We start from the raw sequence: 13,468 nt of genomic DNA, 5'->3' as shown, positions 1-13,468 counted from the left end.
ATCAAATATCACTATACTTGTACATGACACCAGTCTTAACCAATAGCTTTTCACCATCACGATCGATCAAAAAGCCAATTTTGTAGCTATTTCTAAATCCTGAAAACCTATCAAGAAGAATTTCAAAATGAGTTTTATCAGCATACAAACCTTCATTATTAGCCCCATCAATCACTTCTCCATCAGCACTTATATTACTAAGCTTTACAGGAATAGCATATGCCACATCACTATCATCCAGATACAATACAAGCTTAGTTGGATACGAAGTTACAGCCTTACCATCCATTGATAAAGTCCCAAAAATGTAATCATTATCAGGATCTTTATAATTTATTTCATCAATGCTGTAGTCTACGCTCTCGCATATCTGCAATCCACTAAGATCAATTCTTTTAAAACTACTATAGTAAAAGAACTGATACGCGCAGCAAAAAATTGTGAAAACAGCGGCCACTATAGCAATTATCAACTTCATCCATTTTTTCATTATTCTTCCTCAATCTTAATAGCAAGACTATTGATCCAGATGTCATTAGTCACGCTACTCTGCGTATCTGTTCCAGCATCTAGAATAGCAAAGACAGCTTCATCAACAACTTCTTTGCTCTTAGCATCAATGACTTTGACCTTTATCTGGCCTTCTGTCACTTGCATACTATCATCATCAATTATATTACAATTTGCGACCACTTTATTATAAATTGGATCTGAATATACCTTATCATCTCCAACACAGATACTTACTTCATAGTCATTATCTGCAAGCATCATTAGGTACTGATCAAGGCCTTCCTGCTCTTTTAGCCTTTTATTCTTGTATTCAAAATACTCTTGATACATATCTTTCCACTTAGCAAATGCACTATCTTCTCTGTGGTCTTCTAACTGATAGTCACTTCTTAGCACATCTCCAAGATATGCTGTTACCTTCTTGGCACCAGCAGGATTAAGATGAGAGTTTTCATCATAACAGTCAATCTCATAATCAACTATATCCTCACGGAGGAAGTTTATGTACTGCACCCCATTTCTATCAGCAACGTCATTAACTGAATTAGCTTCTACCCAGTCATCATGGCTTGCCGGATACGGAAGATATGTGAGAACTATCTTTATTCCTCTCTTACTACACTCATCAATTATCTTTTGAAGATAGACCATGCTCGTAGTTTCTTCATCTAGCTTCTCGTTTGCATCCACATATATTATCTCATTTGGAATAGCTATCTGAACTCTAGATTCAGCTCCCATCTCAGAGCTATAAGTATTATTAAAATCTCCTTCAGTAAGTTCTTTCCACCTTGAATGATAAACAGAATAGTTCCAGATAATGCCTATTGGATCTCTCTTTTCATTAGCATCAGCAGTAAGTCCACTTTCTACCCTTCTGTCATGCTCTTCATCATTAGTAAGATCAATTGCTGCCTTTATCTTGTTCATTGATAAAGGAAATCCATCAAATGAAAAATGAATGTACTCGTAGTTATCAGATGCCTTAAGGTTACTACTAATGCCATCGCAATCAATTACCACAACCTTTGGGCTAGCATAATCCAAAGCGTTCATTAAGATCCAATAATCAGTTGCAATCTGACTATCCTGCCCTGCAAGGTTAAATGACGTAATCCCATACTCATCCCATAACTCCATAGGCATGACATCATTCATCATGTGACTAGTTCCCAAAAACAAAACATCAAAATCTTTTTTGTTTTCAAAGAACTGATTAAGTTTATATATACTGCTCTTGCGCTCAAACACCCTAGTTGTGGCAGCAAGTATTGCTACTAATACAACTACAGTAAACACACATTCCAGTATTCTTTTTATTCTTCTTTTCATAAAAACTCTTCTCTATCCTAGAATTGGAAATAAATAAAGTTCGCTGAACTATATCCTGGTCCCCAGATTCCAAACATCAAAATAAAGGAAACACATATCACAAAGCACACTAATCTCACAAGATAATCCTGTTTCAGGATTGCTTCTCTGATGCATACTCCGTAGTGCTTGGCAATATCAACAAGTCCCAGTATGGCAATGCTTATTATCATCAGAGTAAACTCTTTTTGATCAAGCCCTAGTTCATATATAGAACCATCAAACAATACCCAATGATTCTGTGTGTGAAGCATAGCACTTATTATCGTAGCTGCATCCTTTAGAGTATTAGCCCTAAAGAATACCCATGCAAGATCAACCAAAACAAAGGTTACCAATGCTTTAAATATCTTGTGTCCAAAAGAGTCAGTCCTAACATTAGTCACAACACACAGCTTTTCTCTAATAGGTTTTAGCCATCCGCCTATTACCTGATATAAGCCATTTAATCCACCCCACACAACATAGTGAAGGCCTGCACCGTGCCATAACCCGCTTAAAAGAAATACGATCATTATATTGATATCTTTTCTGATCTTTCCTTTTCTGTTACCACCAAGAGGAATATAGAGATAATCCCTAAACCATGAAGTAAGTGATATGTGCCACTTTCTCCAGAACTCAGCGACACTTAGCGAAAGGTATGGAGCATCAAAATTTTCCATAAGGTTAATGCCTAATATCTTGGCTGCTCCTACAGCTATTGTAGAATAGCCTGCAAAGTCGCAATAAATTTGCAGTGCAAATAGAACCGTAGCAATAATGCAGTACCAGCCTTCATAATCACTTGGCGAATTATATACTGTATCAACTACTATGGCTATTCTATCGGCAAGTACGAGTTTAAGAAAATAGCCCCATAGCATCAGAAAAAGTCCATTCTTTGCTTTTTCATAGTCAAACTTAGTAGGAACCGCTAACTGTTTTAAAAGATTTTTGGACCTCTCAATAGGTCCTGCAACCAGCTGTGGGAAGAATGAAACATACAAAGCATATCTCAAGAAATTATGCTCAGCATAAATCTCGCCCCTATAAATATCCATTGTGTAGCTCAGCGCTTGAAATGTAAAAAATGATATTCCAACAGGAAGAACAATATCAAATGTTGGAACAGATAATGAACCACCAAAGATAGAGATGGCTCCACCAATTAGTGACAATGAGAAATTAATGTACTTGTAAAAGAACAGTACACTCAAATTAAGAATAAAACTTGCCGCTACAACTGTTTTCTTTGCTCTTACTGTATTTGCCTTTTCAATTAACAAGCCGCTCACGAAAGTCACTGCCGTTGAAAACAGTAAAAGCAGTGCATATTTTGCATTCCATCCCATATAAAAATAATACGAAGAAAGCAAAAGCCAGATATATCTGACTTTTGCCGGAATCACAAAGTATATTAACACCACTATAGGAAAAAAGAGTAAAAACTCCCCAGAATTAAATAACATCAGTCAACTCCCAAAAACTCCTCATTAAGCGAAGGATCTGCCTGCTCCACAACTACAATTATATTATCGATTATCCCGTTTAGATAAAGCGTTTTGCTGACAGCATCTCCAAATCCAGGATAGAAAGTAAGGTTAGTTCCGTTGTACACTTCCACTTCAGGAATTTTAATGTACATAGTATCCTTTCCTTCTTTATCCGCCGCAATAATGCTCTGTTCATAGTAGGAACTAGTCTTGTAACATAACTCATAATTTCTGTTCCTACTACTACTTATCATGTACTTTCCATCTGGATAATAGCAGAGAAAGAATATCACTAGCAGTAGTCCAACAGATACTCCAGACCTTAAATTCATTCTGCTCTGCAACTCACTAAAAACTATGCTACAGAGCAAGATCAAATAAAACCATATCCCCCATGTAGCATCCACTCTACTCATATATCCCACTTTGGAATTTAAAAGAAATAGAAATACAAAAGTGATAGCTAATCCAACCAGCAATTCCAATACAAGAGGACGTATTTCACTTTTTTCCAAAATAGATATGACAGTATACACTATAGATTCCACAACTATAATGATAAATGGAATAGATACCGCAAACATAATTGCCTTAAACTGCAAAAGAGTACGCACAATATCTAATCCAGTCTCAAAGTCTCCTGCACGTCCTCCTGACTTTTCAAACAGCAAAACCATAAGCCAAGCGAATACTATAATCATTTCTATCCTAGTCTCATATATTAGCTTACCTAATGTTTTTTCTTTACTAATACAATCAGTAATCAATCTTCTGATTGCCTTAGCAGTGCAATACGATATAGTAATAACTGAATGAAAGATATTAGATAATAAAGCAAAGTATAACAGTACTATAAATGCGCATTTTTTTGCTACTGAAAAGCTCTTGAAGGAATCTGAGAAATTCTGATACTTTGCCATCACAAGAACTACTATCGCATTCAACACTCCAGGCATTATATAGTTAAACACGCAGCACAGATCCTCTGCGCAGAACATATAGCTACTCTCTGATCTAGTCCTAAAGATCATAAAAAACATAGCTATAAAAAACAGTTCCAAGAATAGTGCTTGTAACTCTGTTTTACCAAATCTTTCTCTCATCAGCTTGTAAAAGCATATGCACATAATAGTAATCAGCGCTGACAGAAAAAACGCAGAAACTATAGTAACGGACTTAACAAAATTCCCTGTTATAGGATAAACAACATATCCTGCTATCCTGCCACATATAGGCATTATAGTTTCAAAGAACACTCTGGTGGGATTCCAACTGCCCCAAAGCGGAATGGGGAGTCGTATCTCTCCAAGGTAGATCCAGTCGTCGCAGTTATAAATTATTAGTGGTGCTACTTTTGTAAAAAATAATATAAGTCCAATAAAGACAAATATATTTGTTATCGCAACATCAAACCATTTCTTCATAGATAAAATCACTCTGACAACTTGATTACCAGATAATCTCCTATCACTTTACAATATCCATCTTTTGGATATGTTGGCATATCAATTACTTCTTGCATAGCAGAAAGTTCATCTACTACTTCACTATCATAAGTATATGGATAGTTCCTTCCAAGCACATACTTAAGATACCAATTGAACACCTCGTTATAAGTAATTGTAGTACCCTGTGTAGTCACTCCCGCAGTATTTCCAAGAAGCCACCTCATCTCATAGTCCTGACTAAAAGATTTTGGCTGATTACCAAGCACTACTATTGTCTTCTCATCAGGATTGTACTCACTATTTCTCTCTATATCATACACAATATTAGTCATAGTTGTTTGAGTACCCTCACCGACAAGTTTCTGATAATAAAATAGGTCATTTGCAAACCTATATACGAAAAATGAAAGTAACAACATTAGTGGTAAAACAATAACGCTAGTCTTTATCTTTCTTTCAAATAGTTTAATATCTTCAAAGCAGTATAAAGCAGGAAACAACGCCAATATATACATCAGCTGGTAAGAAAAAGTCATAAGCTGTGTAATGCTTCCTTTAGTCAAAAGTGAAATGCAATTTATTCCAATAGGGAAAATAACTGCTACAATAATTGCAAGTATCCACTGAGAAGCAGAAGTGAACTTTTTCTTTAGAAGCATGATCCAAAGTGCTACACCTACGATAAAAATCAATAAATTTATGACATCAGGAATTCTCGTAGTATATGTATAATCCAAGAAAAGATATTTTATAACTTGCACAAAGCTAGTAGGAATAAGCCTAATAATATCAAAAAAGCTTGAATCTAATATGTTACCAATGTTTTCATACGCATTTCCCTGATAAGGATTAACTCCGCTCAGCTTTTGGAAAACTTTAACAAGCACAAAATATATCCCGCCTGATAACACAAGTGATAACATTCTATAAATAGTCACTCTTATGATATCAGCAATCTTTTCACCATCGATTAATTCTTTCAGCATTAAAATCAAATATAATCCAACCGCTACAGCTATGTATATCTGGTACAAGCCTAATGAAAAAGCCATGGAAAAAGTAGCAATTAAATAGTAATACCACTTATTTCCTTTGGTACAAAAATACACAGAAACAATTGCCAGCAGCAGCCCTAGCGCTAATACATCCAAGCAAAAAATGTATACACATGTAGTAGCAATAAATGAAATGTTAAGGACATATATCAAAGAAATTGTTGTAATCTTCCAAGGCTCAAATTTAATATCTAACACTTCCATAGTGAGCCAAACAGACAATCCAATATACAAAAGAGAAAGCGCACCTATGAGCCATGGAGCCTCAACTAGTCCTCTAAAGCGCCCATAATACATTACTACAAAACGTCCGACTGACATCTCCCAATACTGGTTATGCTTAACCGTCATCATCCCATCATGCGCAGGAGTATAATTAGCATAGACATAGCCATAAGTTAAGAAACCTATTATATAAACATTTAATAAGACTTTTTTTAATTTTTCTAGCATTCTCATCCCCTAATTTTCATTTATATCCTGTAACCAATCTTTATCCAAAAATGTATGCCTTATATGCGTTGATCCATGGCTGTGTAAACATTATTATTCCCAAAAGCGCATGCGCAGCAAATAGCACATTTGCTACAACGAATAGTAACTTATTATGCCTTATATCATACATTTTCTTTGCAGCTATAATTGTAAATAGGAAAAATAAGTAAACTGACATATTATATCCCCACATCATATCGAGAGCCCCTTTCTCTAATGGGAATATCAGCATAGTCCATTCAATAACTCCAAACAGATATACGAGAAGACCTAAAATCATATTGCTATCCTTGTATTTGTTTATGACTAAGCAAACGCCAACAAACAGCACATATGCTATAGCTCTACCTAAGATAACAATAACACTAGTTCCATCACTATTGTTCATCATTATTCCTTCGAATGGAGAAAAAGCTATAGGTTGCACCTTCATAGTCATTGAGAAAAGTACCCAAATAGTAGCAGGTACAAATGTAGCCGCAATAATCAAACACTTTTTCAGCTCCTTGCACTTACCTTTTATAAAGTATCCAACAACAAATATTGTTCCAGCAGGTGCAAAGCACTGATAAAAGCAGGGTTTTGCTAAAACAGAAAGTAGTAAGGAAACTGCCAAAATCACTATGAATCTTATTGATACCTTATCTTCATTCGAATCCAATATGCTCAAAAATGCATATATAGTTAATAAAGCAAATGGCTTAGCACACAGATAAGTCAGGTTATGATATGGAGCAGATGCTCCCGACGTAAGGTATACATTCAACATACTCCACCAATAGGTTGTCTCACCACTCATCCAGTCAAACGCATGAAAAGAAATTGGCCAAACAAAACTAAGTGCTGAACCTGTCAACAATGCATACCATCCATTATCTTTATGCGACAATTTGTTTATTATTTCGATTTGTAAATAATTACTTGCAAAGGCCCATATTGCTACAAACAATAATGCAGCTAAAGTATAATTTCTAAAAATCAACACAAGGAGCGCTATAAAATAGAAAAAAAGCGGATAAGACTGCTGGGATTTTGGCAATACTCCATCACTAAAAAGAGCTCTAACATAGCTCAAATGATAGTAAGAATCAGACACCCCCGCTCCATATCTTACCTGATGAAAAAAATTAAAAAGATATATCAGCGAAACCATTACTGAAAAAATAACTGCTTTCTTATTTATTCTAACATTAGTCTTTATCATCAATACATGCTCCTAAAATCATAATCCATTACCTGATACAGCGCCTTGGGTATCATAGATATGATAATAAATTGTTTGCCTGTCAAAAAATGAATTTCTAGACTGGGAATATAACATTCCAGCTGTAATCTCAAAGCAAACCATAACCATCATTATCGCCGCAAAAATAGTTATTCCTTGTCGAACCCTTTCTGCCGTTTTCGAACGAAACAGTTCAACCATAGAAATAGCCATCGCTATAGTAATCAATAGAAATGGAAGTTGGAAGACTCTATTCGCAAATCCAGCTGAAAATGTCATTACATAAACACTTATAAAAGCAAAAACTATAAAACTAATCGTTTTAGCTTTTTCAAACCTGGAAAGTACGCTTCTTCTAACAGCATACATCGTAATAACAATTGCAAAAGGAATCATCAAAAACATAATCGCGTAGAAAGTCTCTCTACCTAACCTATATGCATAGTTTAGCAGCACGTTTGTATTATCAGAAGCATCTGATACTGCTTGTATTCTTGCACTATTTCCTGGTGCTAATATTAGAGTCAAAAAGCCAATAAACATACCTATGGCGCCAACTATTTGGTAGCTAGCCAAACTATAACGGTTTATAATTTTCCAAACAAAGAAAGCCATAAGCGCAAGTAACATTGTGCTTGCTCCAGCTTCATTAGATTGTCCCGCCAATAGCCCCAAAAGAAAATATCCAATACACAAAAGGACAGCTTTATATCCAGTACATTTTTTTTCTTTTCTATTTTGATTACAGAAATCCCTGTAATATAACAATCCAAAGAATAATAATATTCCATTTGTCCAAAGGTAAGTAATAGTTCCAGTGGACCAAGTTATCACTTCCGCAAAATCAGGCATAAAAAGCCATAAAAAAAGGTAGATAAGCGATAACTCACATGCAGATTTTTGACCTTTCTCCTGCAATGCATATGAATAAATAACATTAGCAACAAACACATATGCCATCCCATTGCAAATGGAAAAAATTATTCTAGGAGACATAAGCATCAGCTGAATAAAAAACATTGATACGATTCTTCCACCCCAAGTTCTATAATATTCTATAATAGATGGAATAATCTGATTAATATTTGTTATTAGCTTTCCACTTAAAAATGATAACCTGTGTTGATAATCATCAACATAATACGGCATCATATATGATAAAAAAGCTATTATTATAACCCATATAATATTTTGAATTAGTACCTTATCTATTTTTTTCATATAATCCGAAATTTTTTCGGGTAGTTGTCACCCTACACTCTTTCCTTTCGTTTATTCTTAGGAGGCTTTCGCCTCCTGTTCATCTTCAGTTACTTGTCTTGGATTCAACCACTCAATCTCTGAATATTTCCAGTTTCTGATATCTCCACTCCATCTTTCTGGATGTGTTTCCCTTGCCGCTTCATAGACTTCAGTTCTTTTTCTAAGAATCTCTTTATCCAATCCTTTATGACGCTCTGATGGTGTCACAAATTGAATACCACTATGACGGTGTTCAGTGTTGTACCACTTCACAAAATTCTTTACCCAAAGACGAGCTTCTATGATGTCATTGAATCCCTGTGGCTGATAATTAGACATATATTTCAATGGTTTAAATAAGCTTTCTGCATAAGGGTTATCATTGCTTACTCTAGGTCTACTTCTTGAAGGTGTAACGCCAAGTGCATAAAGTGCTGCCAACATTGTTGCCCCCTTCATCGGACTCCCATTATCTGAATGGAGTACTAATGGCTGCTTATTCAAGAAACCCTTTTCATTCCTGTGTATGCGCGAAATTAATTTCTCAACCATATCTGCGGATTCACAATCGTAAACTTCCCAACCAACAATCTTTCTACTGAATAAATCTGAAAAAAATATAGATAATAGTACTTGCCCTTGATTGGTCCATTCAAATATGTGATATCCCACATCCAAACCTGATTAGGTCCAGTTGCTTTATGTGTTGATACTTCACGTTTTGTCTTAGCATGATCTCGCCCTCTGTGTGACAACTCATTTGCTTCTTTTAGCACTTTATAAAAGCTACTTTCGCTGGCGATATAGATTCCTCTATCCGCTAGTATTGGAACAACTTCACATGGTGTCTTAGAAGCGAATTCTTCAGAATTCATCGTGTCAAATATCAACTGTCTTTCTTCCGTTTTCAGCTTATTTGCCGGTTCCGGGCGCACACATGTGGTGCATTTATCTATATAATCGTTGTCAGTATTCTTCCAACGATTATAAGTTCTTTTACTGATTCCAAGTTCAGCACAAGCTTTGTATAGTACTGCTCCTGAATCAACAGCCTCACTGATTAGCAGTACTGCTGCTTTGCAATCTGAAGCGCTAATCATTCGGCCTCGTCTTCCGTCCCCCAAATCGCATTTGCTTTTTTTCTTAGCACTAAAAGTGCTGCTGTTTCAGTTAAAGCTTTTTCTTTTCTAGCAAGTTCTTTTTCTAAACGTTCATTTTTTTTACGTTCTTCTCGATGTTCCTTGCTTGATTTTGAATTAGCTTCTTTTGTAGAGTCATTTGCATTTATACAGGCATCTCGCCATCTGTACAAGGTGTTAATTCCTACACCTGTCTCTTTTTGGATGTCCATGACGACTACATCTTCTTCCAGAAGTCTAGCCACTATAGCTTCCTTCATCTCCTTTGGATACCTGTTATAGCTCATACTCATCACCTGTTCCTTTGGTAACTACCATACCAAAGTGGGAGGTGGGTGACAACTACCCTACGTCAGAGGGGGTACTACTAGTGATACTTTTATTTTAATATTTCACCTCACCATTTCTTCATTATGCTTATAAGGTTTGCATATATTCTTTTCATAATTCTTTCTACTTTTATCCAACACCAAAAAAAGCTTGGAATCAGAGCAAAAGCTACATAATCATTGGATAGACCTAATGTTAATTCACAGTAATTCTTATAGTAATTACTGTACTTTTTTGAAAGTACTTTTTCTTTATATGTATCTTTCTCATCAACAGCTTCTTCATATTTCCACATAATATACTTAAAAAGCATATTAGAAGCCCATTGCAGATCAGAATTGCATGAATGCTCTTTTAGAAACTCTATTCTCGCTACTAACGCGTCAATAGCATCTAATATGCTTTCAATTCCTTCTGAATGCATAATGCTATCACTTCTTTGCACGTAGTAATAAAGACTTTCCTCTATATATGCTATTCTATTACATTTATATAGTTGCTCATGAATAACAAATGTATCTTCGTGCTTTCTTCCCACAGGAAATTCAATTCCATTTAAGATTTCTTTTTTAAATAATTTGTTGCACTGAATGACAGTCAATTCATCTCTTTCAACTAGTTGCTTCAATATATCTTTTTTTTCGATAACTACTACATCTGCTCTACTGCATGTTTCTTTATCAAAAGCCACTATATGTTCTTCACTTATTTTTTCTACTCCTGTTACAACTACATCAGCATTATAATTCTCCATAACTGACATCATTTTTTTTAAGTAACTCGGATGAATGAAGTCATCGCCATCAATAAAAGCAATCAATTCGTTTCTTGACAGCTTTAATCCGGTATTTCTTGCATCTGATAATCCACCATTTTTTTTGTGAACCACTTCTATTCTTTTATCTTTCTTTGCATATTCATCACATATCTTACCAGATGCATCCGTTGATCCATCATCTATCAATATGACATGTAGTTCACTATATTCTTGCTCTAATATCGACCGTATGCATTTATCAATATATTTTTCAACATTATAAACCGGAACTATTACATCTATGGTCATCTATTATTTCCTATCTTCATTCTTATGCAAGCTAATACCATTATTCTTAATCTCGTTTATAAATATCCCTAGTATATACCTTGTCTTTCACATCATCTAAGCACGCGTCATACCTATTCGCTATGATGCACTGACTTTTCTCTTTAAACGTTTCAAGGTTATTTACTACTTTACTTCCAAAGAATGTACTTCCATCTTCAAGAGTAGGCTCATAAATTATAACCGTAGCGCCTTTAGCTTTAATACGCTTCATTACTCCTTGTATAGAACTCTGTCTAAAGTTATCGGAGTTGCTCTTCATTGTAAGTCTATAGACTCCAACTACTACTTCCTTTTCTTTATCTGCGCTCCAAGAAGAATTTGCTTCATATGCTCCAGCAATTTCTAGTACTCTGTCTGCTATGAAATCCTTTCTTGTTCTATTGGACTGTACAATAGCTGACATCATTTCCTGTGGAACATCATTATAGTTAGCAAGTAGTTGCTTAGTGTCTTTAGGTAAGCAATATCCCCCATAGCCAAAGGATGGGTTATTGTAATGTGATCCAATTCTGGGATCAAGACAAACGCCATTAATTATGTCTTGAGTATTGAGTCCTTTCATCTCGGCATATGTATCAAGTTCGTTAAAATATGAAACGCGAAGCGCCAAGTAAGTATTTGCAAACAACTTAACTGCTTCTGCCTCAGTGTATCCCATGTATAAAGTATCAATATTATCTTTAATAGCACCTTCAGCAAGTAATCCTGCAAATTCACTAGCTGCTTTTACGTTGTCCGCGTCACTTTTATCCATTCCTATTATTATTCTGGAAGGATATAAGTTATCATATAAAGCTTTAGATTCTCTTAGAAACTCAGGACTAAAAAGAATATTATTTATTCCATATTTCTTGCGTACAGACTCTGTAAAACCTACAGGAATAGTGCTTTTAATAACAATAGTAGCATTAGGATTAACTCTTATAACCTGCTCGATAACACTTTCTACTGCAGATGTATCAAAGTAATTACGTTTACTATCATAATTTGTGGGTGTAGCAACTACTACAAATTCTGCGTCCTTATATGCTTCATCACCATCACAAGTAGCATTTAAATTTAAATCTCTTTCTTTCAAATATTTAATAATATAGTCATCCTGAATCGGTGATAATCTTTTATTAATCAAATCAACCTTTTCTGGCACAATATCTACTGCAGTAACACTATTGTTCTGCGATAGCAATGTAGCAATTGATAGTCCTACATATCCTGTCCCGGCTACAGCAATCTTTCTTCCCATTTCAGTTTTTCCTTCCAATCTTATTTATAATTTATGTACTTTGAATCTACAATCATATATCTTTTCTTAACTCTCTGCTAATAAACACCAAGTCCTCATTACACTTTATTAATTCAAATCCCATACTAGTCATAATATTTTTTATTTCTTCAGATCCTCCTTCATGATAAAAATCATGAACTTCAATGATTAGAACCTTTATTTTTTTTATCCATTCAACCAAATTTACATGTTGAAAGATATTGAATTCAGATCCCTCTATATCCATCTTCAAAATATCTATTTCATTTATACAATTATTTATCATAATAGATGGTATAGATGTTCCTTCTATACCATTCCCATCATCCGATTCTTCAACTATAAATCCTACATTCCCACTACTGAGAGGAGTAGTCGCGACGTTCAATTTACAATCTTTATACCATACCCCCGCCTTTATACATTTAGCATTAATCTTCTCAGTATTTTTTTTTAGCATTTCAAAATTGGAATCTTCTGGCTCTATGCAAAAAAATCTGGCATCAGGATATTTGGCTGAAAACTTTACAGAAAATAACCCAATATTAGCTCCTGCATCAATAATAGTATTAACATCTCCCAAATTATAATTTGAAAAATCTATCTCATATTGATTTTCACCACCGTATGTATTATTCCAAAAAAAATCTTTTAGTAATCCTACATCACTAGTATTCGAACGAACATAAATTGTTTTATTTATACTTTTTATGTTTACCCCAATTATCTTCTTTACCTTTAAACGATTTAGCAATTTAATATACCCAATAGAAATTGTCCCTTTTATTCCAAATACACCCATG

Annotated in this window: 10 protein-coding genes and 1 pseudogene; all 11 read right to left on the bottom strand. The window is 34.8% G+C overall.

Going from position 1 to position 13,468, the window contains the following annotated elements; translation table 11 throughout:
* Position 1 precedes the first annotated feature (1 nt).
* The 11 genes and pseudogenes from bhn_RS02895 to bhn_RS02840 all read right to left on the bottom strand — a co-directional run bounded on the left by bhn_RS02895 (position 2) and on the right by bhn_RS02840 (position 13,467).
* Entirely contained in the window at positions 2–490 is a 489-nt protein-coding gene (locus bhn_RS02895; protein ID WP_071175286.1) for a hypothetical protein, read from the bottom strand.
* Positions 490–1,845, bottom strand: coding sequence for a hypothetical protein (locus bhn_RS02890; protein ID WP_071175285.1), 1,356 nt, complete (start codon positions 1,843–1,845; stop codon positions 490–492). The genes bhn_RS02895 and bhn_RS02890 overlap by 1 nt, the downstream gene beginning before the upstream one ends.
* 17 nt (positions 1,846–1,862) lie before the next feature.
* A complete protein-coding gene (locus bhn_RS02885) occupies positions 1,863–3,161 on the bottom strand; it encodes an MBOAT family O-acyltransferase (protein WP_330393236.1) in 1,299 nt (432 codons plus the stop codon).
* Between the two features lie 173 nt (positions 3,162–3,334).
* Positions 3,335–4,783 (bottom strand): hypothetical protein, encoded by a 1,449-nt coding sequence (locus bhn_RS02880; RefSeq protein ID WP_148661899.1) that lies wholly within the window; start codon positions 4,781–4,783, stop codon positions 3,335–3,337.
* Between the two features lie 8 nt (positions 4,784–4,791).
* The gene (locus bhn_RS02875) at positions 4,792–6,315 is read right to left on the bottom strand and encodes a glucosyltransferase domain-containing protein (protein WP_071175282.1); all 1,524 of its coding nucleotides are present in this window, start codon (positions 6,313–6,315) and stop codon (positions 4,792–4,794) included.
* A gap of 40 nt (positions 6,316–6,355) precedes the next feature.
* Complete coding sequence (locus bhn_RS02870; protein WP_071175281.1) at positions 6,356–7,561, bottom strand: hypothetical protein; 1,206 nt, start codon at positions 7,559–7,561, stop codon at positions 6,356–6,358.
* A gap of 18 nt (positions 7,562–7,579) precedes the next feature.
* Complete coding sequence (locus bhn_RS02865; RefSeq protein WP_071175280.1) at positions 7,580–8,803, bottom strand: DUF6056 family protein; 1,224 nt, start codon at positions 8,801–8,803, stop codon at positions 7,580–7,582.
* 57 nt (positions 8,804–8,860) lie between these two features.
* Positions 8,861–10,250: pseudogene (locus bhn_RS16125) on the bottom strand (IS3 family transposase).
* Positions 10,251–10,360: 110 nt separating this feature from the next.
* Positions 10,361–11,359: a glycosyltransferase family 2 protein gene (locus tag bhn_RS02850; RefSeq protein ID WP_071175278.1), complete on the bottom strand. Its 999-nt coding sequence runs from the start codon at positions 11,357–11,359 to the stop codon at positions 10,361–10,363.
* Between the two features lie 46 nt (positions 11,360–11,405).
* The gene (locus bhn_RS02845) at positions 11,406–12,644 is read right to left on the bottom strand and encodes a nucleotide sugar dehydrogenase (RefSeq protein ID WP_071175277.1); all 1,239 of its coding nucleotides are present in this window, start codon (positions 12,642–12,644) and stop codon (positions 11,406–11,408) included.
* Between the two features lie 52 nt (positions 12,645–12,696).
* Positions 12,697–13,467, bottom strand: a complete 771-nt coding sequence (locus bhn_RS02840) for an FkbM family methyltransferase (RefSeq protein WP_161487286.1) — start codon at positions 13,465–13,467, stop codon at positions 12,697–12,699.
* Position 13,468 lies beyond the last annotated feature (1 nt).

The organism is Butyrivibrio hungatei, assembly GCF_001858005.1.
In the GTDB taxonomy this organism is placed as follows: Bacteria; Bacillota; Clostridia; order Lachnospirales; family Lachnospiraceae; genus Butyrivibrio; species Butyrivibrio hungatei.
Note: the sequence above shows the minus strand (reverse complement) of the source record. Positions and strands in the feature narration are given on the sequence as shown.